Here is a 22,980-nt window from a genome sequence, read left to right on the forward strand (position 1 = left end):
ATGGGAAAGAGTAGGGGCTGAGCACTGAGGTATGCGTACGTACGTGATGACGCGTCAGACTGTTTATGACCTCTAGCTTTTTACCTTTGCCACGCTTATCAATAACATACACAAAAAGGGGGCATGGTGCCCCCTAATTTATGCCTAACACTTAAAAGGTGGCACGTACGCCCAGCGCGTACCTTGCACCGTCATCCACCAGTTGCACGAATTGTTCTTCGTAGCGACCATGGCGACGCAGCTCTTCGCCCGTCACGTTAATCCCTTCGAAGAATACTGTGAATGTTTCGTCAATGTCGTAGCTGGCGCTGACATCAACCTGGCCGTACGTCTCGGTATAACGAGGCTCTACACCACCAAGCGGACTGACCACATTTTGCATAAAGCCTTCACGGTTGTTGTAGGCAACACGCGCCTGGAAGCCGTCCTGTTCGTAAAACACGGTCAGGTTTTGCGAGTCACCAAGCCCTTCCAGTGCGAATACCTGTGAGGTATCGTCTTTGTCCAGTTCGGCATCACTGTTTACAACGGTAGCATTGGCCTGAATACCAAAGCCGTTTTCGAAGGTATGCAGCCAGGCCAGTTCAATACCGTCCACATTGGCGGTCTCGCCGTTACGCGGACGGCGTACATTGAACTCGTAGGCACCGGAATCCAGACTCTGGGTTTCAGGCTCTACGGTCGCTACTATGAAGTCCTCCACTTCTTTCTGGAATACCGCAGCAGCGATGTAGCTGGTGTCGTCATAATACCACTCCAGCGACAAGTCCCAGTTGGTTGACAAAAATGGCTTCAGCTCAGTATTACCGGCCTGCGCCTGGAGATTACCCGGGCGAGCGGTGGTCACATTGAATACCGGTACCAGGTCACCCATAGTCGGACGGGTCAGTGTCTGAGAATAGGCGTAGCGCAGCAGCAGATCATCGGTCAGGCTGAGTTTCGCGTTCAAGTTTGGCAGCAGGTTGGAGTAGCTGTTTGTTTCGCTGACCGGTGTCCCACCTTCAGTGGCGTAAATGGCATTCAAATCCGATGGATCGTTAGGTACCGGCTGCAGATCCTGCAGTACCCGACCAATACCATCGACGCTGGTATCGGTTTCGCTATAACGCACGCCCAGGTTTACATCCAGCAACATGTCAGAGATTTCCGTTTCAAAGAAAAACTGCATGTAGGCACTCATGACCTCTTCTTCTACGACAAAGGAGTCACTGGCACGCGTTGGATTTGCCAGGTTTGTGGCATCCAGTGCGGCGCGCACTTCGGCAAACGATTGCCCCGTCGCGTCAGCCACCTGTTGTGCAGCTTCATCTGACAATGCGTAGTCAAAGAAATCCTGCGGATCATAGGTCAGCCACTGATCTGGCACGCCGCCAAAGAAATTGTCGGCGTTGAACACACTCAACAGCTCATCCGGGAGGTCATGCTGATAGCCACAGTAGATGCCGCAGGAGTCGGCGGCCAGGCGGCTGTTGTCCTTTTCGCGATCCTGGAAGTACAGGCCGAATTCCATTTTGGTGAACGCGGTGATGGCATCCGGTAGCCATTCGAAGTCGACCCGGTATTCGCTGATGGTATCTTCGGTGTCAAAGCCGTTTCGTTCGTTGTAGTGCATTCGCCCCAGTGAGGGGTCGAGCAACGCTTCATTCCCGCCCTGTACCTGTAGCGAGGGGGTGCTGCCAGAGTAGTCGACGCTGTAAGCATTATTGTAACCCACCACGGTAAAGAAGTTGTTACCACCAGAATTGTCTTCTGCGGTGGACGTTGACAGGTCAAAAACGGCCGTCAAAGAGTCATTCACCAGCCATTCGAAGTTCGCACCGAAGGCCATGATTTCGACATCACGCCCATAACGGCGACGAATAAAGTCTGTGGCTCCGCCCACGCCATCAACCAGGGTACTGTCCAGCGTTTGCACGCTGCCGAGGTCTGTGAAGCTCAGGTTATCCAGGTTGCTGTCGGTAAACCAGTGGCCGACGCTGTGGGCATCAGAGTCTACTTCAAACTTAGAGTAGAGACCGTCCAGGGTCAGTGTCATCCGGTCGCTGGGCGCGTACTGGAATACCAGGTTGGCGCTGGTACGTTCGCGGTCAACTAAATCGACAATCTGGTCAAAGTTTTGAGGGACAAACACGTTATTGAACTGAGCGGAATCGGCGTAGGCCGGATTATCCAGTTCAGACCGGTTGGTAATGTTTACGCCGGGACGCCAGTAACGGGTCTCCAGCATATTAGTTTGCGCTTTACGTTGCTGAAAAGACGCAGCAGCCAAAAGGCCCATGGTGCCATCGGCAAACGTGTTAGAAATCAGACCCGACATTTGCGGTGTGGTTTCTTCTGAAATCTCTTCGTACATGCCTTTTACACTGGCAGCCGCAGTAAAGCCATCGTAGTTAAACGGACGGGCGGTGGAGACTTCAACGGTTGCGCCGATTCCGCCCTCCTGCATGGATGCCATCGGGCTTTTATAAACGGTTGCGCCGCTGATGAGTTCTGCGGGCAAGGTATCGAACGAGAACTCACGCCCCTGGTTTTCAGTTGCAATCTGGCGTCCGTTTACCAGCACCGTGTTAAATTCAGGGCCAAAGCCACGTACGGTAATGAACTGTCCTTCACCACCGCTGCGGTCAATCGCCACACCGGTAATACGTTGCAATGACTCTGCTACGTTCTGGTCAGGGAATTTACCAATATCTTCAGCGGTAATGCCGTCTGACACAACGCTGGCTGCTTTTTTATCCAGCATTGAGGCTTTAAGTGAACTGGTGAAACCGCGAACTTCGATGACCTCGACGTCATCATCGGGGGTATTATCAGCCGGTGTTTGAGCGAGGGCCGCAGGCGCATGCAATGCACAGGCGACAGCAGCACCTAACAACGTGCGTTTTGTAAACGGAATAGCATGATTTGTAGTGGTTTTATGTTTCACTGTGGTTTCTCCGTGTGTGTAGGCAACTTGTAGCCGTTACGCCAGGCAACGAAATGTTTCAAGCTACCAGGTAAGCTTGTTTAACAATAAGTTCACACGGTTTGGCCTGTATAGATTCGGTTATTATTGTTCGCATATGAATCTAAGGGCTAAACCGTTGTAAACCGTAAAGGTGAAACGTTTACCTTTCACGTGCATTAACACACAAAATTTATGTAATTACAATGTTAAATTAAACTTTTTTTGTACAAAAATATAACAAGGCAATAATGTCGGGTGAGCGCTGTTAACAGCAGCGAATACGTTCTACTGCGCTTTTCCAGCCTGCATAGAGGTGATCGCGTCGTGATGGCGGCATTGTCGGTTCAAATGTTTGTCCACATTGCCAAAGCTGGGTAAGCGTATTCATTGAAGTGAATGCGCCGGTTTGCAGGCCAGCCAGAAAGGCCGCTCCCAGTGCGGTTGTTTCTGTAACCTCAGGTCGGGTAACTGTCACACCAAGTATGTCAGCCAGTGACTTCATCAGGTAATCGTTGCTTGCCATGCCTCCGTCGACACGCAGGCACAGAGGCGAGACACCGTCACTTTGCAGCGCGCACTGTAAATCCCGGGTCTGATAGCAGACTGACAAAAGTCCTGCGGCAATAATTTCTTTTATCCCGGTATCGCGGGTCAGACCCAGAATTGCTCCCCGTGCCTGTGGATCCCAGTAAGGCGCGCCAAGGCCGGTGAATGCAGGGATCAGGTAAACACTGCTGTCAGCGGGCGCGTCCAGAGCCAGCTGTGCAGAATCGGCAACATTATCCAGCAGTTTAAGTCCGTCACGCAGCCACTGCATCGTGGCACCAGCCATAAAAATGCTGCCTTCCAGTGCATAGGTGACCTCTCCGTTAAGACGGTAGCCGACAGTTGTAAGCAGGCGATGTTGTGATGACACGGGCGTAGTACCGGTATTCAGCATCATAAAACCTCCGGTACCGAAGGTACTTTTGGTCATACCCGGTTCAAAGCAGGCCTGGCCGATCAGTGCTGCCTGCTGGTCACCCGCAACGCCGGTGACAGGAATTGCAGCGCCTAACAGCGATACGTCAAGCTCAGCAAACTGATCGGCACAATCCAGCACCGTGGGCAGCATGGCTGGCGGTATGTTGAACAAATCCAGTAGTTTTTGATCCCAGCACTGTTTGTGAATATCAAACAGCAAGGTGCGTGATGCATTGGTGGCATCGGTAACATGCGATGTACCACCGCTCAGTCGCCAGATTAAAAAACTGTCAACAGTACCGAACAGCAATTCCCCGGCCTCTGCCTGGGCTCTTGCACCAGGCACATTATCAAGGATCCAGGCAACCTTGGTTGCAGAAAAGTAAGGGTCGGGCAGTAAGCCGGTTGTGGCGCGTATATAGTCTGCTGCTGCCGGATCGTCTGCAATGGCATTACAGGTGTCCGCTGTGCGACGATCCTGCCATACAATTGCGGGATACACGGGTGAGCCGGTATCCCGGTTCCATACCAGGGTTGTTTCACGCTGGTTTGTAATGCCTATTGCATGTATCTGAGCCGCAGAAAGTGTCGCTTGTGCTAACACACCTTTCAGTGAGGACAGCACGCTTTGCCAGATAGCTTCGGGATCTTGTTCAACCCAGCCGTTTTCAGGACAGGACGGTGTGACGGGGTGCTGGTCCATGGCAATCATTTCACCATGGGAAGAACAAATGATGCTGCGTGAACTGGTTGTTCCCTGGTCTATGGCAAGAATATACTGCGGCACGGCGATTCTCCTGATTTGTTTTTGTTCGCAGTCTGCCTGATTTACACAGGGTTAACAATCTTAAATTTTCGAAAACGAAAATTCGGTGTTCGTTTTATACCTGATTTTGTTCAGATGCTGCCGTATAATCAGATTATTCGTTTGCACAGCCGGGACGCTGATTAACCTCTGCTCCCAGAGACTGGCTGTGCGACCCAGCAAATTATGGGATAAACCGGGAACTATGAACCAACCTCAACGTCATCAGAAAATTCTCAGTCTTATCACGCAGCGCGGCTTTATGACCATTGATGAGCTAGTCGAGCAATGTGCCGTGACGCCCCAGACAATCCGGCGGGATCTCAATCAAATGGCAGAAAGTGGTGCCGTGAGCCGCTATCATGGCGGGGCTGGGATCAATAAAAGCTGGGAAAACACACCCTACCAGGAACGTAAAAACCATAACCGTCATATAAAAGAAAAGATTGCGGATGCCGTGGCTGCCATGATCCCGGACGGTGCCTCACTGTTCATTAATATAGGCACCACAACGGAGATGATTGCGGCTAAGTTGCTTAACCATAAAAATCTTCACATTGTGACAAACAATATCCATGTCGCCAGCACGCTGTCAGTCAAAGAAGACTTCACCGTGATCATTGCTGCCGGTGAAGTGCGGTATCGGGACGGTGGTATTGTCGGTGAGGCAACCTGTGATTTTATCAGTCAGTTCAGAATGGATTATGGCATTATCGGAATCAGTGGGATCAGTGCAGACGGTGCGCTGCTTGACTTTGATTACCGGGAGGTCAAGGTTTCTCAAGCGATTCTGAAGCATACCCGACAAACCATTCTGGCCGCCGATCACAGTAAGTTCGATCGCCAGGCCATGGTTGAGCAGGGTCATCTGTCACAGGTTGACTGTATGGTATGTGATGTCACACCGCCACCGGCCCTAATGAAAATTATGGATGAAAATAGTATTCGCTTTGTGAAAGCATAATGTTCGTTTGTTTTCGTTTTTGTTGACACTAACCCATATTGATGTATAAATTACCGTCAACACTTTTTTCACAAAGAATGCAGCGATGTCTACCAATGCGACGTCTTCTGAACAATGTGATGTCCTCGTAGTTGGGGGCGGAATTAATGGTGCCGGCATTGCCGCAGATGCCGCCGGGCGTGGCCTTAAGGTTATGCTTTGCGAGCAAAATGATCTGGGTGGGGCGACGTCGTCGGCATCCAGTAAACTGATTCACGGGGGCCTGAGGTACCTGGAACATTATGAGTTCCGTCTGGTAAGAGAGGCACTGGCAGAACGCGAGGTCTTACTTGCGAAAGCGCCCCATATTATCTGGCCGTTGCGTTTCAGATTACCGCACCAGTCTCATCTGCGTCCGGCGTGGATGATACGGGCTGGGTTATTTCTTTACGATTCCCTTGCCAGGCGAAAGGTTTTGCCGCGCTCACGCCGGGTAAAGCCCGAAGCCGGAGACCCGCTTAACGCCGACATCAAGACCACCTTTGAGTACTCTGACGGCTGGGTTGATGATGCCCGGCTGGTGGTTCTTAATGCGATGGCCGCGCGCGACCAGGGGGCGGTAATTCTGCCTCGCACAGAGTGTGTGAGTGCCATTAAGCAGGGCAAGCGCTGGCTGGCAACATTGCAGTCTAAGGACGGCACAAAGCAGCAGGTGTCTGCACGGTGTATCGTCAATGCTGCTGGCCCCTGGGCCATTTCCTTTCTTGACCGGATGGCGGGAATCACTCCACCCGGTGCCATGCGTTTGGTTAAGGGCAGCCATATTGTCGTACCGAAAATGTATGACTCGAGCGAAGCTTACATTCTTCAAAACAAAGATAAACGTATTGTTTTTGTTATTCCTTATGAAGATGACTTTACCCTGATTGGTACTACCGATGAGGATTTTCAGGGGGATCCCGGAAGCGTGGGTATTTCTGACACAGAGACAGACTATCTGTTGGATATCGTAAACCACTACTTTACACATTCAGTGGCAAAGCAGGATATTGTGCACACCTACAGTGGCGTGAGACCTTTGCTGGAAGAGGCGAATGCGACAGCGCAGGAGCTCACCCGTGATTATAAAGTGGTACTAAGCGGCGACGCTGACTCGCCGCTGCTTCTGAATGTTTTCGGCGGCAAAATTACGACTTACAGAAAACTAGCCGAGCACGCGGTGAATACGCTGTCGGAGCAGTTCAAAAAAACCGGCCAGCCGTGGACAAAGAGCATGCCGCTGCCCGGGGGCAGTTTTAGCAGTCAGCAGCAGCTTGGTATGTCATTGAATGATAACTTTCCCTGGTTACCCGCCGCGCTGGCTCGTAGGTATGTGCGGCAATATGGCACGCTGTGCAAGCACTTCTTAGCCGGTAAGCATTCGCTTAGCGATATGGGTGAGCACTTTGGCGGTGCACTTTATCAGGCTGAAGTAGATTATCTGCGTGCTCATGAATGGGCGGTCACGGCCGAGGATATTTTATGGCGTCGGACCAAGCTGGGCCTTCGCCTATCGCCAACACAGAAGGCAGCGCTTGAAAGCTACCTTAGCTCTTACAGTACAGAAGCCTGTCACGGCAAGACCGCATAGCAACGCCCGGCCAATAAAAAAGCCGTTCACTATGTGAACGGCTTTTACTTTACTCAGCTAGCTTATGTGACTTAACGAATCACCAGATAAAGCGTGGATTTCCCGCGCTTCACGTTCAGGGCTATCACGCCCGATGACTCATCCAGTACGTTTCGGAATTCAGCCACAGTGTTTACCCGCTGACGGTTTACGCCAACAATCACATCTTCTGGCTGCAGGCCAATGCGTGCAGCGGGCGTCCCCCGCTCAAGTTCAGACACCACAACGCCGGTATTGCCCGCGTCATCGCTGCCATTGCTTAAGGTCGCGCCTTCCAGTGCAGGATGTATTTGAGCTGCCGTCACCGTCGATTGTGTGGCGTCATCGAGTACTACGTTCACATCCTGTGTTTCTCCTTTGCGCATGATGGTCAGCGTGACTTCGGCACCTGCCCCCATGCTGGCGATACGGGCACGCAGTTCCTGGAAGCTGTTCAGCTCACGCCCGTTGACGGCAGTGATAATATCCCCGGCCTGCAAGCCAGCTTCTTCGGCTGCCGACTCAGGTTGTACCTCGCTGACAAACGCACCCAGATTCACCTCGGCATTCATTGCCTCGGCCAGACCAGCGTCTACGTCGTTGCCCAGGATCCCCAGCAAGCCACGGCGGACTTCGCCAAACTCGGCAATTTGATCAACTAAGCTCTTCATCATGTTGGCGGGAATGGCAAAACCGATACCCACGTTGCCACCATTCGGCCCAAAGATAGCGGTATTAATGCCTACCAGTTCACCATTTAAGTTAACCAGTGCGCCGCCAGAATTGCCGCGGTTGATGGCCGCGTCGGTCTGAATAAAATCTTCATAGCCGCCAATGTTCAGCCCGGAACGGCCAAGAGCACTCACAATGCCAGACGTAACCGTTTGCGACAAACCGAAAGGATTGCCAATGGCTACCACAAAATCGCCGACCCGGGTTTTGTCTGAATCGGCAAGGGGTAATGCGGTGAGGTTATCAGGCGACACTTTTAACAGTGCAATATCGCTTTGCTCGTCGGCCCCCAGCTTTTTCGCCTGAAGCTCCCGGCCATCGGTCAGTTTGACCGTAATTTCGTCGGCATTATCAACAACATGATTGTTGGTCACAATGTAGCCCTTGTCGGCATCAATGATGACACCCGAGCCTAATCCGCGGAAGGGCCGCTCCTGCATCTGCTCCTGTGGGCCGCCGAAGAAATAGCGAAACATTTCCGGCACCCGCTGACGTGCAGTCTGTGTACCCTCAACAGCAATACTCACCACCGCTGGCGTCGCTTCTTCCAGCATTGGTGCCAGCGAGGGAACCTCCTGCTTTTTATCACCGAAAAATGGCAGGGCGGCACTGGCTGATACGGTCAGACCCAGTGAACTAACGACGACGGAAGTAACTACCGCCCATTGGCGAAACGTCTTTTTCATATCCGCTTACACTCCTCATGATGATTGCGATATGTTGTTAATAAGGAAGATTTATTCGCATATTCCTTAAAAAAAGACTCAGGAAGCCGGGTAAAGTTCCGGCTAGCCTTTTTTATCTGCGGCAGGCTGACTATTTCCTCCGACGAACAAACCCGACCCTTCTTTGGCAAAATCTCTGGGTTGAGTGTCAGCGACATGCGCGGGTTTGGCTTTTTCCTTACCCTGCAGGTTATTGCGCAGATAACTGGAGGCCTGCTCCCCGTAAAAAGGAACGCCGGGCGTATCCTCATCGGCATTTGGCCCCAGTAAGGCTTCATATTCTTCTACCTGCTGGCGCAACGTCTGACACTGGCTTTCAATGGCTGACAACGACTGCCGGGTTTGATGAATATGATGATCAGCCTGCTGTGCCATCAGCTCTTTGACGTTTTTCTCAGCAATTTCCACTGCCTGTTGTGAACTGGATTTGGTGTATATATATCGTGCAACGAAAAAGCCGATTATCAGACCGACTACTAACAGTGCCAGAGGAATTATTACGTCCATTCAGATCTCCGGTTAGACATTCTTTTAACGTTAGAAAGTTAGCGGACGCCGCTATACCACTTATTGCTGCGTCTATACGTTGACTATAGCAATAGAGCTTACTTTTCGCGTCTGATGTTATAAAACCACGCGAATTTATAACGATGTAGCCGCTCTACATAGAGGTTATACTGATTCTACCGTGATTTACTCGTAAATTAAGGTCATAATTGCAATTTTCAAGCAGGTCAGCGCAGCTGGCCTTCATTTTCGTATAAGGAGCAACACTGGCGATGACGCCATGGCAGAAATATCAGCAGGATTTGTCGGATCCTGAGTTTCATCATGATCCGTCACAGGAAAATGCAGTGCGCGAATTGCAGCGACTGTACGATGAACTGACCGAACCGTCCCGTAAAACCACCTGGCGGGTTAAAATAAAAGCTGCGTTTGGCAAAGGGCAAACGCGGCCGGGGATCCAGGGGATTTATTTTTACGGCGGTGTAGGGCGAGGCAAAACCTATCTGGTGGATACCTTTTACGAGTGCCTGCCTTTCGATAAAAAAATGCGCGTGCATTTTCACCGGTTTATGCACCGGGTGCATGACGAGCTGAAAGACTTGCAGAATAAGCAGGATCCGTTAAAGCTGATTGCCGCCAAACTGGCCGAAGAGACCCGGGTTATTTGTTTTGATGAGTTTTTCGTCTCAGACATCACCGATGCCATGATCCTGGGCACGTTAATGGAAGCTCTGTTTGGTCATGGCATTGTGCTGGTCGCAACGTCGAATATTGTGCCCGATGAGCTGTATAAAAATGGCCTGCAGCGTCAGCGCTTTCTGCCGGCCATCGACCTGATTAATCAGAATACCCGGGTCGTGAATGTCGACAGTGGCGTAGACTACCGGTTACGGACACTGGAGCAGGCTGAGATTTATCACTATCCGCTGGATGAAAAGGCAACGCAGAATCTGCATGATTACTTCACCCAGCTGGCCCCGGAAGCCGGAACCAAAAACGCTGTGATTGAGGTTAACCACCGCAAGTTACAAACCTGTCGCGACGCTGACGGCGTGATGATGATTGAGTTTAACGATTTGTGTAACGGGCCGCGAAGCCAAAGTGACTACATTGAATTAAGTCGCTGTTACCACAGTGTGCTGGTGGCCAATGTAACTACCATGGGCCGTAACAACGACGATGTGGCACGCCGTTTCATTGCGATGGTCGATGAATTTTACGAGCGTCACGTGAAGCTCATCATGTCTGCAGAAGTGGCAATGGAAGAGTTATATACCGGCGGCCAGCTAAGCTTTGAGTTCAGGCGTTGCCTAAGCCGCCTGAAAGAGATGCAGTCGCATGAGTACCTGGCAACCGAGCATTTGCCCTGACGGCGCTTATCAAGATTGTTATTGTGGGGTAGAATTCTGCCCACTTTTTGCCGGTTACCATGAAGAAAGCAGGCAACGGGCGTTGATTAGGAAAGAGTTAAGAGAAAAATACGATGGGAAGAGCGTTTGAAGTAAGAAAAGCGGCCATGGCCAAGACAGCCGGGGCGAAAACGAAAGTTTACTCAAAATACGGTAAAGAGATTTACGTGTGCGCTAAAAACGGGGGCACCGATCCGGAAACCAATCTGTCTCTGCGCCGCCTGATGGACAAAGCAAAAAAAGACCAGGTACCCAGCCATGTCATCGACAAGGCTATCGATAAGGCCGCCGGTGGCGCAGGTGAAGATTTTCAGCCGATGCGCTATGAAGGGTTTGGGCCGGGCAATTGTATGGTCATTGTCGACTGCCTGTCAGACAATGCCAACCGTACCATCACCGATGTCAGAAATTGCTTTACCAAAACCAATGCCAAGCTGGGCGCACAAGGTGCGGTCAGTCATATGTTCGATCATCAGGCCATTTTTCAGTTTGCCGGTGACGATGAAGACGCGGTACTGGAAGTGTTAATGGAAGCCGATGTGGATGTGACCGACGTCGAATGTGAAGACGGTAAGGTCACAGTTTATGCCCCGCATACTGAGTTTTATCAGGTAAAAACCGCGTTGAGCGATGCGTACCCGGAACTGGAGTTTGAAGCCGAGGAAATCAGCTGGATACCACAAACAGAAACGGAAATCAGTGAAGAGGATTTGCCTATGTTTGAAAAGTTCATGGATATGCTGAATGACTGTGATGACGTGCAGGACGTGTATCACAACGCCGTGACGCCTGATTAACTGTTCATAGTCATTGAGGCTTTAATTAAGTTTTTAATTAAAGATACGTTATTTAAATGTGTCAGAAGCCCAGATTGCTGGGCTTCTCTGCTCTCTCATTACTGTTAATCGCTTTGTATTTTTATCAACATTTCAGTCTTGGTTACGGCTGATGTTTCTGCCTTTGGCATAAGCGCGCAGCAAAATCTGCTGCGCATTTCTGAGTTAACCGGCTTATCCGCTAGCGGATAGAACCAATTACAAGACCGCCGATAACTTACAGACCAGAAGCCAGGTCAACATGACCATGACCGTATCAGGAAACCTGACTACCAGACGGGTAACCAGTCGCGCCAAACTGGCTGTAAACCGGCTCGGCGAATTGCGGTGGCAACCTCCGTCGTTGCCCGTGTGTCGTCAATGGCAAACTGCTCGAGCTCATCAGCGGGCTGCGAGTAGCCACCAGGCTGGGTACTTGATTCAGCACTGACAGCCGTCACGCCAAGCGAAAATAAACCATCCCGCATCGCTGCCTGTTCACGGGTAGACAGACTCATTTCCACTTCATGAAAGCGCAGCCGATAGGCACAAATCAGCTGTACCAGTTCTTTATCGCTGATTGGCATAACAGGGTTCACCCCACCTGCACAGGGACGCAGACGGGGAAAGGACAGGGAATAACGGCTGCGCCAGTAGCGACTGCGCAGATATTCAAGATGTAATGCGGTGAACGCACTGTCAACCCGCCAGTCTGCAAGACCGATTAGACTGCCAAGCCCAATTTTATCAATGCCTGCCGCGCCCAGTCTGTCCGGGGTTTCCAGTCGCCAGCGAATGTCCGTTTTCTGTCCACGAAGGTGATGTCTGGCGTAAACAAGTGCATTGTAGGTTTCCTGATACACCATCACACCATTAAGACCGGCCTTATTGAGCGTTGCGTATTGATGCTCTAACAATGGCTGTACTTCAAACATCACGTAACTGAAATACTGTTTAATAATTGACAGCGCCCTGCGGAAATACGCCATCCCGACTTTGGTTTCATGCTCGCCAGTGACAACCAGAATGGTGTCGTACCCTTTAGCTTTAATCGCTTCACACTCAGCCTGGATTTCTGTTTCACTGAGAATTTTGCGTCGAATGCGGTTGCTCATTGAAAAGCCACAATAATCACACTCGTTCGCACACAGGTTCGAAAGATAAAGCGGAATAAACAAGCTGAGTGTATTGCCAAACCGCTGTCGGGTAAGCTGGTGTGACTTCACCGCCATGGTTTCCAGGTAAGGCGCGGCGGCCGGCGATATGAGTGCCAGAAATTCATCATGATCGATGACACTGGCGTGCAGGGCCTTTTCTACATCTGCTGCCGTTTTACTGTATAAGGCCAGTCGGGTATCGTCCCAGCTAGTTTGCTTCCATTTGTCGAAAAAGCTCATAACGTGTCCAGAAACGATGTCATAGGACTGGTTGCACGGGCCTGGCCTGTGAACGCAGAGCCAAGTCCGGCGCTGTAGGCTCGTCGCCCGCAAATGATGGCCTCACGAAACGCCTGAGCCATTTTTGCAGGATCGCGGGCTGTCGCAATCGCGGTGTTAACCAGCACGGCATCTGCGCCCATTTCCATGGCTTCAGCGGCATGACTCGGGGCGCCTATTCCGGCATCTATGATGACAGGCACTCTGGCCTGCTCAATGATAATACGCAGAAAATCCCGGGTTTTAAGGCCCATGTTTGAGCCAATCGGCGCACCAAGTGGCATAACTGCCGCGCAGCCTGCATCTGTCAGCCGCTGACACAACACTGGATCCGCTCCACAGTATGGCAATACCGTAAACCCTTCTTTTACCAGTTGTTCAGCAGCAACCAGCGTTTCAATGGGATCGGGCAACAGGTAATTAGGATCTGGATGAATTTCAAGTTTCAGCCAGCGTGTACCTAGTGCTTCTTTGGCGAGCCGTGCCGCAAAAATAGCTTCTTCGGCGTTTCTAGCGCCTGAGGTATTGGGCAGCAGTTTCAGGCCCAGACTTTTCACCGGAGCGAGAATGTCATCATGCGCGCTGTCAGAGTTTATGCGTTTTAGCGCTAGCGTAACCAGCTCACTGCCAGAGGCAGCCAGGGCGGTTTCCATGGTCTCAGCGCTGGAAAACTTGCCACTGCCTGCAAGCAAACGGGAGTGAAACGTATGATCGGCAATTGTCAGCATAATTATCCTCCGGCTACCACAGTAACAATATCGACCTTGTCACCGCTGCTAAAGTGATATTCCGGCCAGTTTTCCCGGTGAATGATGTGCTGGTTCACCGCAACGGCAATGGCCTGCGTATTAAGATTTTGCGCCTTAACCAGCGCTGTAACCGTCATCTCTTCGTTAATTTCTATCGTCTGATTATTTACTGAAATTTGCATAAACTCTCCTGACAGTGTGAGCAGTCAACGGAAGCAGGAAGGAAAAAGCGTGACCACGTCATGCGCGTCCCGTCAAAGGTGTGCAACACGCCCCAGTCTGTGGTTTGTCCGGTTAGTGCGCGAATGGCCTGAAATGCCTGATACGCACCGATAATACCGACCAGCGGGCCGAGCACACCGACACGTTCACAGGAGGGGCGCTCCTCGGTGACCGGCGGATACAGGCAGGCGTAACAGCCATGGCTGTGGGATGGTTCCAGACTAAGCAGCTGGCCTTGCATGCCCTCAGCGGCGCCAGTTACTAAGGGAATCTTCGCCTGGTAGCAGGCTTTATTAATTACCCACCGGCTCGCCAGGTTATCAGTACAATCGAGCACTACATTGCTGTCGCCAATCAATTCGTGCACATTGTCTTCATCAACCCGCAATGTTTTTGCCTGGATATCGATGGTGTTGTTTAACTGCGCTAATGAACGTGCGGCATTGCGCGCTTTTGCTGTTCCGACCTGATAGGTGGTGTAAAGTACCTGACGCTGAAGGTTACTTAACTGGACGGTATCATCGTCAACCAGCATCAGTGTACCTGCTCCCGCAGCAGCGAGGTACTGACTGGCAGCGCAACCCAGGCCCCCTAAGCCAATCACTACGACCCGCGCATGTTTTAGCTTCAGTTGTTCTGCTTCACCGAAGGTCCCCAGGCAGGTTGACGCGCCGTAGCGTAAGTACTCCTGATCAGTGAGCATCAGACACCTCCCGGCTGGCACATCCAGTCGGCTTTTGATCTAATTTTTCTTTTAACGCCGCTACAGCCTCACGAACGTTCTCAGATTGGGTGATGGCCGTCACAACGGCAACACCATCCGGATTAGCCTGAACGACCTCATCAATATTACTTAGTCCTATTCCCCCTATCGCGACGGCAGGTATACCCGTACGCGTTAAGAGTTTCACATAGCGAGCCAGACGCTCGACGCCCTGAGGCAAAGAGGGCATGGATTTGGTCTGTGTTGGAAAAATATGCCCGAGTGCGATGTAGGAAGGGGAGTAGCGCAAGGCAATCAGAATTTCCGTGTAACTGTGAGTAGAAATACCCAGGCGCAGGCCTGCCTTTTCGATCGCAGTAAGGTCTGCGAGAGCCAAATCTTCCTGTCCCAGATGCACACCGAAGGCACCGTGCTTAATTGCAAGCGTCCAGTGATCATTGATAAACACCTGCGCGTTATACTGCTTGCCCAGCGCAATCGCCTCGCGAATAGCGACCTCCACTTGTGCGGTCGGTGGCGCTTTAATCCGCAGTTGGAGCGTGGTCACCCCCATATCCAGAAGCCGCACTAACCAGGGTACGGAATCGACGACCGGATAAAGCCCTGGTGGGGCAGTTAATGACGCAAAGCGTGGAGACACGGCAGGCAGTTCGCTTCGCCGGATTGCCGGAAATGCAGTAAGGGTGTCTGGCCACCCGGTATGCGCAACCGGCCCCGGCCCCTGTCCCTGGCCGGTTGCTTGCTGTAACCCCTGAGTCACATAGGCACTGGCCAGTACCAGGCAGTCGTCCAGTGGGTAATGATGTGCTGCAAATGCGGCAATGGCGGAAGACAGCGTACAGCCGGTGCCGTGATCGTGAGCAGTATCTATGGCACGTTTTTCTAAAACAAACTGGTCGTTGTCAGAAACCAAGTAGTCGCGTCTGCACGGATTGTCGCTCGCGCTGACACTGTTCCGTTTGTCCTCATTTGATGCGATCCCGGTCACCAGTATCGCAGTTGCGCCTTGCCGACAAAGCGAAAGCGCCGCCTCAATAAGCGCATCATCAGACGCTACTTTGCGTTCAGATAAGCGGGTAAGCTCTGACAGGTTCGGTGTAATCAGGTTGACCTGTCTGAGCAAAGCAGTGATATCTTCAGGTTGAAGTTCTGACAGTACGTCTTTCTGTGTTGACACTAACACCGGATCCCATACCACAAAGGGGCGTGGAATCTGCGCTGGCCAGTTTTCCATAAAACTCGCGACCGTGCTTAACTGGTCGCGGTTACTGATTAAGCCAATTTTAATCGCCGCAGGGGGAAGGTCATCCAGTAAACAACAAAGCTGACTGTGAAGCTGCTCGCCGGTCAATGGATGAAGGCTTCTGGTTGCTATAGAATTTTGCGCAGTTACCGTGGTGACCACTGTACAGCCGTGAACTCCAAGCGCCTGCAGGGTGTGCAGGTCTGCCTGGATCCCCGCTCCGCCGCCGCTATCTGACCCGGCAATACTCCAGACGACAGGGCGGCTCACGTGTCTGACTCCTTCGTAGCAGCATTCAGTACCTTAATATCGATCCGGTTACCGGAATACTGACGAACTTCATGGGAGATTTTCATTGAACAAAATTTAGGTCCGCACATGGAGCAAAATTGTGCCGTTTTGTTTGACGCCTGAGGCAGCGTTTCATCGTGATAAGCCCTGGCAGTCACCGGATCCAGTGCAAGATTAAACTGATCTTCCCAGCGGAATTCAAAGCGCGCTTTCGACATAGCATCATCCCGCGCCTGTGCTCCCGGATGGCCCTTGGCCAGATCCGCCGCATGAGCGGCAATTTTATAGGCGATTAGCCCTTCTTTTACATCGTCTTTGTTTGGCAAGCCCAGGTGTTCTTTGGGGGTGACGTAACAGAGCATGGCACATCCAAAGGCGCCTATCATTGCCGCACCGATGCCTGACGTAATATGATCGTAACCTGGCGCTATATCCGTCGTCAGTGGCCCAAGGGTGTAGAATGGCGCTTCATGGCAGTGTTTTAACTGCTCATCCATATTCTCTTTGATTTTGTGCATGGGTACATGACCCGGGCCTTCAATCATCACCTGTACATCGTACTCCCAGGCAATCTGTGTTAACTCGCCTAACACCCGAAGTTCGGCGAACTGGGCCTCATCATTGGCATCAGCAATGGAGCCAGGGCGAAGCCCGTCTCCCAGCGAGAGGGAAATATCGTATTTGGCACAAAGCGCACAAATATCCCGAAAATGCAGATACAAAAAGCTCTCAGCCTGGTGCGCCATGCACCACTTCGCCATAATTGAGCCACCACGCGACACTATGCCGGTTACCCGGTTGGCGGTAAGTGAAATAAAGTCATGCAGTACGCCCGCATGAATAGTAAAATAATCGACGCCCTGTTCCGCCTGTTCCTCCAGCACCTGACGGAAAGTGGGCCAGTCAAGATCCTCGGCAATACCACCTACCCGCTCCAGGGCCTGGTAGATAGGCACTGTCCCTACCGGAACCGGGCTGTTTCGTAAAATCCATTCGCGGGTCTGATGAATGTTTCTGCCCGTAGACAAGTCCATGATGGTGTCCGCGCCCCAGCGTGTTGCCCAAACCAGCTTTTCGACTTCTTCCTTAATGGACGATGTAACTGACGAGTTGCCGATATTCGCGTTGACTTTTACCAGGAAGTTGCGCCCGATTATCATGGGTTCAGATTCGGGGTGGTTATGGTTTACCGGAATAATCGCGCGGCCTGCAGCAATTTCGTTACGTACAAACTCGGGCGTCACAGGGTTGGGCAGATCTTCGCGGCCAAGATTTTCACGCAGCGCCACAAATTCCATTTCAGGGGTGATGATGCCGCGGCGCGCACTGGCTAACTGTGTCGGTCCATACTCCTGATTTTGCTTGCGCTTCTCTACCCACTTTGCGCGCCGTTTCTCAAGACCATTACGGACGTCAACTCTGACGCCTGGCTCGCCATACACACTGGACGTATCGTATACATCCAGCGGCGGGTTTGATGGCATGATACTGCCGGGCGTGGGCTGATGGAGCGTGTCGCTTAAATGAATGCGCCGGAATGGCACGCGGATATCTTCCTCTGAGCCACGAATAAATTCCCGTGTCGATTGTGGGAAATAACTGCCTGACAGCGTATTTAAAAATGATTCAGCCTGCTGGCGGCTCTGACGTTGCGTGATTGACATAGCATACTCTCATTGAAAAGTTAGAGTTGCTTGTCAGGAGTGTTGAACAGAGCTCTCGCGCTATCCGGGACAGGATATGCACGTGGACTCTCTTGTTCCCTTCGCAGGTATTAGCCTGATCAGGTTCAACGGATCCCGCAAATGCGGTCTCAGCCTGCTTCGATAAGAAGCGAGGCACTCCGACAAGATTCTTTATTTAGTCAAACAAAATAATGTTACTTACGCAAGGGGGCGGGGTGAACAGTCGTCGGATAATAAGCCAGCGAAATTTCCATTGCTTTGCTTAACCCATTGATCTGAGATGTTTTTACGCGTTAATTAGCGCACATTACTGAAAGCGTTACTTTCCTCATCGGGTTACGAACGAGCTTGACTAGAGCAGACCGGATCTGCGTGAGAATGAGGCTATTTAAGGGGAAATATCTGTGCAAGAATAAAGATTACTCTCACTTCTTACTACGTTTGTTGCAAAAGAGTCGTTGCTGGTCATACCCGACAGCTTAACGTGACTAAATCAAAGTCATTACTTTCACACACCAGGTTGTCAGGGTGTGCTGCGGGCCGCGCCCGCAGCAACATAACTAATTAGCTACCGGTTTGCTCGGCGCGCTTCGCCTGCACGACTTCGTTGATAGCTGTAGAAATGCGGTTGCGCAATGACTCGTCCTGATTTGCCGCCATTGCAATTTGCTTGTATTCGTCAAGGTCAAGGCCTGTGTCGGTGATGGCACTTTTCATTTCACCACGGGCTTGTTGCTGTAACTCTTGGGCCTTGGCTTTGTCACCCGCGCCCTGGATCTTGGCTTTGTACTGCTGACCGATGGTCTGCACAGCAACATAGGCATCGACAAAGTCGTCTACCTGTTTTTCGCTTACCTCAATCTGCGGGGCCTGCTGCTGTTTCATAGCAGGAGCCTGTGATTTGTTGGTGCTTTTCTCCTGCGCAATTGCTGCGCCTGAGACCAGACCGGTGGCAAGGATTGCACTTAGTAGTGATGTTTTTACAAGCTTCATAAGGAACTCCTCAGCGTTGTAGAAATGTCGTCGGTCAGGGCGAGCATGAAAAAATATCCACAGCGCACACTACCGATTTGTAAACCTGAACTACGTCGGGCAACAGTGTGTTTAAAAAGTTCGCACTTTTTTAAAACAGTCGATCACACTGTGCATCAGCCTGTTTTCATGCATATATTCCCGACGGTTGTGCGCCGCATGGTGACAGGTTTGCCTCCTTTTTAAAACCCAAAGCGCAGATTGCCGTCGCACACTATGCTGACATCAGGTAGAATGCGCCCCGGAGTTGGCCAGGCAACCGCCGCTTTTTTTAAGGGGAGGAAAGTCCGGGCTCCACAGGGCAGGGTGCCAGATAACGTCTGGGCGGCGCGAGCCGACGACCAGTGCAGCAGAGAGTAAACCGCCTAAGCGCGCAAGCGCCGGTAAGGGTGAAAGGGTGCGGTAAGAGCGCACCGCGCCCCTGGTAACAGGGTGTGGCACGGTAAACTCCACCCGGAGCAAGACCAAATAGGATCCCAGTACGTGCGGCCCGCATGGGGATCGGGTAGGTTGCTTGAGTCAGTGAGTGATTGCTGACCTAGAGGAATGGTTGCCCACGACAGAACCCGGCTTATGGCCAGCTCCACTTTTCCAGCCCCAGCCAAAAATATACCGATTGACAATCCTGCGTTGCGTTTTAGGATAAGAGCACGGTGTAGCCTTTTGGTAAGCAATGCGTTTCTACCTGAAGTATTTTTGCGCTGCATTAACAGGGAGTGTAATGCTGTTGCTGTGCGGCTCTGTCGCAGCCAGTGGTGACGAAGATGAACCACTGATCATTACGGTGCCTGCCGTCGTCGAAGGCAAGGCACCGCTGCATTCCTATATTGAGCAGGTATTGCGACTGTCTCTCATACGTTCTGCAGAAACGCAGAACGAGACGTTCATCATTAAACGCGACACACCCGCTACTCAGGAGCGTCAGCTGCGTGAGCTTGATCGTGACGCGATCAATGTCACCTGGAGTGTGCTGACACAAAAGCGGGAAGAACGCTACCTGCCTATCCCTTTTCCCTTACTCGGTGGACTGTTTAGTTACCGTGTTCTGGTGGTGAATGAATCTAACCATGAGATTGGCCCTGACACGTCGGTGACGACGCTTAAAAAATTAACGGCTATTCAGGGCTATGACTGGCCTGACAAAGCCATCATGGAAGCCAACGGCTACAAAGTCAAAGGAGCCGAATACCAGTTAGCGTTCACTCTGCTTCGCACAGGGTATGTGGATTATTTCCCGAGAGCTGCGGTGGAGGCGGGGAGCGAGCTGGCATTGCATGAAGATCTGAAAGTGGCAGAGGGACCTGCGCTTTATTACCCGAATAATCTGGTATTCTTCGTCAGTAAGAAAAACAAACAACTGCATGAACGGCTCTATCGCGGACTTCAAATTCTGCAGGACTCTGGTGAACTGATAGCCTTACAAAAAGAGCATGGCCTGTTTCAGTCTGCCTGCGCACTACTTTCCGGCAGGCAGGTGATTTCGTTGCATGTGCAGCCCAGTCCGCTGCTCAGCGCCTTACAGGCGCACGGCTTCAGCCTTAACTGCGCCGATATCCTGGCGAACTGACCCCATTGTTCATCGCATCGGCCTCTGGACTAAGGGCTTGCACATTGTGAGCGGCCCACGTAACGTAAAGCTATTCCCCTAACCTTTATTCAAACGGTGACAACCATTGGTGTCTCCCCCTCCTATTATTGATATTGAGGCAAGTGGCTTTGGTGCACAGAGTTATCCCATTGAAGTGGGTGCAGTAAATGCTGATGGTGAGCGGTTTTGCCGCCTCATCAGGCCGTTTCCTCACTGGCAGCATTGGGACGACAGCGCGCAGGCATTGCATGGCATTAGCCGGTGCCATTTACAGGAAAACGGCAATGATGCAAGAGACGTATGTCTGGCGCTGAACGATTTTCTCGGTTCACAGCAAGCCTATTCGGATGGCTGGGTAGTGGATCATCCCTGGCTGATTAAACTTTATAGCTGCGCGGGTGTCGCGATGTCATTCCGATTAAGTGCGCTTGAATATGTTTTGTCTGCAATACAGATGGAAAACTGGCGTGCGACCAGGCAGCGTATTCAACAGGGTTATCAGGAAGAGCGGCATCGCGCCAGTGTAGATGCCGAAATCATACAGCAAACCTTTGTGCATTCCGCCGCTCGATGACTTAGAAAAAGTAGTGGACGCCCAGCAACAGGGAAGTAATGTTTGTGTCCTGGCCTAATTCACGGTGTTCGACTTCAACGGCAAAGTTAAGCCGTCTCGGGTCACCAATTCGCCAGCCGATGGTGGCGGCCATACCCGCCTCAGACGGAATCAGTAACCAGTCGAGATAGTCATTGCTGTTGTACGGGCTTGCACGAAAACTGGCAAACAGATGCTGAGGAAAAGTAGACGGTAATGCGCGACTCGCAGACACCCGCAGGCTTTGTACCTGATACTGGTTGTCCGGTAGCAGACGTGTGGGCAGCGGTACGATGGATGATGGGGTTTGCTCGACATAGACTGTCCATGCCGGAACCTTTTTACTTTTAAAGCTGACGCTTTCAGGCGCACTCTGGTAAATCACTTCGGGATAGGTATTACTGGCAGCAATGTTTTTCTGACTGGCAAGCGACACCGGGCACCACAGTGTAATTGTGACCCATAGAACTCCTGCCAGTGGCGAGCGCCGGTTATTCATTATTACGTGCTTTTTTGAGTGTGCTTCATAGTAGAGTGTAGGTGAAGCGTGTCGAATCGCGACTTTTATTGAAGGCGTTTTAGCAATTTACTGTAAGGGGGCTTGACCACCTGCAAGAAGTGCAAAGTGTGTCTGATGTTCTGCCTGTCAGTGGGAAATACAGGGCCGGTCATTACCGGCCCTGTGCTACTTAAAACCGTTATCTGATTGGTTTAGCGCACGGATGCGCGCAGTGCGTCGGCTTTGTCCGTTTGTTCCCATGGAAAGCTGTCTCGGCCGAAATGACCATAGGCAGCGGTAGGGCGATAAATTGGACGTTCCAGATCCAGCATTTTAATCAGGCCAAAGGGGCGCAGGTCAAAATGTTCGCGGACCAGCGCTACAAGTGTAGACTCGTCAACCTCACCGGTGCCAAACGTCTCAATGCTGATAGAGGTGGGCTCTGCCACGCCAATTGCATAGGAAATCTGGATCTCACAGCGTCTGGCCAGGCCTGCCGCGACAATGTTTTTTGCGACATAGCGACCTGCGTAAGCCGCTGAACGATCAACTTTTGATGGGTCTTTGCCGGAAAACGCACCACCACCATGTCGGGCCATACCGCCATAGGTGTCGACAATAATTTTGCGCCCGGTCAGACCGCAGTCACCCACCGGCCCGCCAATCACAAAGCGCCCAGTAGGGTTGATATGAAACTGGGTATTGCTGGTAAGCCAGTGCGACGGCAATACCGGTTTAATAATTTCTTCCATGACCGCGTCGCGTACCTCGCCGGTACTGACGGAGTCGCAATGTTGCGTTGACAGTACCACCGCATCGATGCCGACGGGCTTGTCATTTTCGTACCGGAAGGTCACCTGGCTTTTCGCGTCAGGGCGTAAAAACGGGACTTTGCCGGTTTTACGTGCCGAGGCCTGTTGCTGAACCAGACGATGGGCATAAGTAACAGGCGCGGGCATGAGTACATCGGTTTCATCGCTGGCATAGCCAAACATCAGCCCCTGATCACCGGCACCTTGTTCTTCAGGTCGTTGACGGTCAACGCCCTGATTGATGTCAGCGGACTGCTTGCCGATCGCATTAAGCACGGCGCAGGAATCTGCATCAAAGCCCATGTCAGAATGGGTGTAGCCGATATCTTTGACGGTCTGACGGGTGAGTTCTTCAATGTCGACCCAGGCTGATGTGGTGATCTCTCCGCCCACTAACACCATACCGGTTTTAACGTAGGTTTCGCAGGCTACACGAGCTTTGGGATCCTGCTGCAAAATTGCATCCAGCACAGCATCTGAGATTTGGTCGGCAATTTTATCCGGATGACCTTCCGACACTGACTCGGAAGTAAAAAGTTGCGTGGCCATAATGTCTCCATCGAATTGGCACCAGTCATGGGCGCTATTGTACGGATTTAAGTCGCAAATGCCA

At 51.6% G+C, this 22,980-nt stretch carries 19 protein-coding genes, 1 other RNA gene and 1 riboswitch; of the genes, 7 read left to right on the forward strand and 13 right to left on the reverse strand.

Annotated features, from left to right (window positions below; all coding sequences use genetic code 11):
• Positions 1-151: 151 nt before the first annotated feature.
• Together IE054_RS06460 and glpK are read right to left on the reverse strand one after the other, a co-directional pair.
• On the reverse strand, positions 152-2,926 hold the full coding sequence (locus tag IE054_RS06460; RefSeq protein ID WP_189404508.1) for a TonB-dependent receptor: 2,775 nt from the start codon (positions 2,924-2,926) through the stop codon (positions 152-154).
• Positions 2,927-3,212: 286 nt separating this feature from the next.
• Positions 3,213-4,697: a glycerol kinase GlpK gene (gene glpK, locus IE054_RS06465; RefSeq protein WP_189404509.1), complete on the reverse strand. Its 1,485-nt coding sequence runs from the start codon at positions 4,695-4,697 to the stop codon at positions 3,213-3,215.
• A gap of 223 nt (positions 4,698-4,920) precedes the next feature.
• Between glpK and IE054_RS06470 the strand changes: the two genes are divergently transcribed.
• Together IE054_RS06470 and glpD are read left to right on the forward strand one after the other, a co-directional pair.
• Positions 4,921-5,679, forward strand: a complete 759-nt coding sequence (locus IE054_RS06470; RefSeq protein WP_189404511.1) for a DeoR/GlpR family transcriptional regulator — start codon at positions 4,921-4,923, stop codon at positions 5,677-5,679.
• A gap of 85 nt (positions 5,680-5,764) precedes the next feature.
• Complete coding sequence (gene glpD / locus IE054_RS06475; protein ID WP_189404512.1) at positions 5,765-7,288, forward strand: glycerol-3-phosphate dehydrogenase; 1,524 nt, start codon at positions 5,765-5,767, stop codon at positions 7,286-7,288.
• A 71-nt stretch (positions 7,289-7,359) separates the two neighbouring features.
• Here glpD and IE054_RS06480 read toward each other — a convergent pair whose 3' ends face one another.
• Positions 7,360-8,724: a DegQ family serine endoprotease gene (locus IE054_RS06480; RefSeq protein WP_189404514.1), complete on the reverse strand. Its 1,365-nt coding sequence runs from the start codon at positions 8,722-8,724 to the stop codon at positions 7,360-7,362.
• A 102-nt stretch (positions 8,725-8,826) separates the two neighbouring features.
• On the reverse strand, positions 8,827-9,270 hold the full coding sequence (locus IE054_RS06485) for a ZapG family protein (protein ID WP_189404516.1): 444 nt from the start codon (positions 9,268-9,270) through the stop codon (positions 8,827-8,829).
• Between the two features lie 272 nt (positions 9,271-9,542).
• Between IE054_RS06485 and zapE the strand changes: the two genes are divergently transcribed.
• Both zapE and IE054_RS06495 read left to right on the forward strand, forming a co-directional pair.
• Complete coding sequence (gene zapE / locus IE054_RS06490; protein WP_189404518.1) at positions 9,543-10,640, forward strand: cell division protein ZapE; 1,098 nt, start codon at positions 9,543-9,545, stop codon at positions 10,638-10,640.
• Between the two features lie 113 nt (positions 10,641-10,753).
• Positions 10,754-11,476, forward strand: coding sequence for a YebC/PmpR family DNA-binding transcriptional regulator (locus tag IE054_RS06495; protein WP_189404520.1), 723 nt, complete (start codon positions 10,754-10,756; stop codon positions 11,474-11,476).
• Between the two features lie 308 nt (positions 11,477-11,784).
• Here IE054_RS06495 and thiH read toward each other — a convergent pair whose 3' ends face one another.
• The 7 genes from thiH to IE054_RS06530 all read right to left on the reverse strand — a co-directional run bounded on the left by thiH (position 11,785) and on the right by IE054_RS06530 (position 18,837).
• Complete coding sequence (gene thiH / locus IE054_RS06500) at positions 11,785-12,891, reverse strand: 2-iminoacetate synthase ThiH (RefSeq protein ID WP_189404522.1); 1,107 nt, start codon at positions 12,889-12,891, stop codon at positions 11,785-11,787.
• Positions 12,888-13,658 carry a thiazole synthase gene (locus IE054_RS06505; RefSeq protein WP_189404525.1) on the reverse strand — a complete coding sequence of 257 codons (771 nt, stop codon included), beginning with the start codon at positions 13,656-13,658 and terminating at the stop codon, positions 12,888-12,890. The genes thiH and IE054_RS06505 overlap by 4 nt, the downstream gene beginning before the upstream one ends.
• Positions 13,659-13,660: 2 nt before the next feature.
• Positions 13,661-13,861 (reverse strand): sulfur carrier protein ThiS, encoded by a 201-nt coding sequence (gene thiS, locus IE054_RS06510; protein WP_189404528.1) that lies wholly within the window; start codon positions 13,859-13,861, stop codon positions 13,661-13,663.
• On the reverse strand, positions 13,846-14,604 hold the full coding sequence (locus IE054_RS06515; protein WP_189404529.1) for a HesA/MoeB/ThiF family protein: 759 nt from the start codon (positions 14,602-14,604) through the stop codon (positions 13,846-13,848). Before IE054_RS06515 ends, thiS begins: the two co-directional genes overlap by 16 nt.
• Positions 14,594-16,138: a thiamine phosphate synthase gene (gene thiE / locus IE054_RS06520; RefSeq protein ID WP_189404531.1), complete on the reverse strand. Its 1,545-nt coding sequence runs from the start codon at positions 16,136-16,138 to the stop codon at positions 14,594-14,596. The genes IE054_RS06515 and thiE overlap by 11 nt, the downstream gene beginning before the upstream one ends.
• Positions 16,135-17,823: a phosphomethylpyrimidine synthase ThiC gene (gene thiC, locus IE054_RS06525; protein WP_189404533.1), complete on the reverse strand. Its 1,689-nt coding sequence runs from the start codon at positions 17,821-17,823 to the stop codon at positions 16,135-16,137. Before thiC ends, thiE begins: the two co-directional genes overlap by 4 nt.
• A 79-nt stretch (positions 17,824-17,902) precedes the next feature.
• Positions 17,903-18,015: riboswitch (TPP riboswitch) on the reverse strand.
• Positions 18,016-18,408: 393 nt separating this feature from the next.
• Entirely contained in the window at positions 18,409-18,837 is a 429-nt protein-coding gene (locus IE054_RS06530; protein ID WP_189404535.1) for a DUF4168 domain-containing protein, read from the reverse strand.
• 282 nt (positions 18,838-19,119) lie between these two features.
• On the opposite strand from IE054_RS06530, the gene rnpB reads away from it, so the two are divergent.
• The 3 genes from rnpB to IE054_RS06545 all read left to right on the forward strand — a co-directional run bounded on the left by rnpB (position 19,120) and on the right by IE054_RS06545 (position 21,038).
• An RNA gene (gene rnpB, locus IE054_RS06535) (RNase P RNA component class A) lies at positions 19,120-19,465 on the forward strand.
• A 132-nt stretch (positions 19,466-19,597) separates the two neighbouring features.
• Positions 19,598-20,443 carry a transporter substrate-binding domain-containing protein gene (locus IE054_RS06540; RefSeq protein ID WP_189404538.1) on the forward strand — a complete coding sequence of 282 codons (846 nt, stop codon included), beginning with the start codon at positions 19,598-19,600 and terminating at the stop codon, positions 20,441-20,443.
• 106 nt (positions 20,444-20,549) lie between these two features.
• Complete coding sequence (locus IE054_RS06545; protein WP_189404541.1) at positions 20,550-21,038, forward strand: 3'-5' exonuclease family protein; 489 nt, start codon at positions 20,550-20,552, stop codon at positions 21,036-21,038.
• A gap of 1 nt (position 21,039) precedes the next feature.
• Here IE054_RS06545 and IE054_RS06550 read toward each other — a convergent pair whose 3' ends face one another.
• Both IE054_RS06550 and metK read right to left on the reverse strand, forming a co-directional pair.
• Complete coding sequence (locus IE054_RS06550) at positions 21,040-21,555, reverse strand: hypothetical protein (protein WP_189404542.1); 516 nt, start codon at positions 21,553-21,555, stop codon at positions 21,040-21,042.
• A 212-nt stretch (positions 21,556-21,767) separates the two neighbouring features.
• A complete protein-coding gene (metK, locus tag IE054_RS06555) occupies positions 21,768-22,916 on the reverse strand; it encodes a methionine adenosyltransferase (RefSeq protein ID WP_189404544.1) in 1,149 nt (382 codons plus the stop codon).
• Positions 22,917-22,980: the final 64 nt, after the last annotated feature.

The organism is Alteromonas halophila (genome assembly GCF_014651815.1).
Taxonomy (GTDB): Bacteria; Pseudomonadota; Gammaproteobacteria; order Enterobacterales; family Alteromonadaceae; genus Alteromonas; species Alteromonas halophila.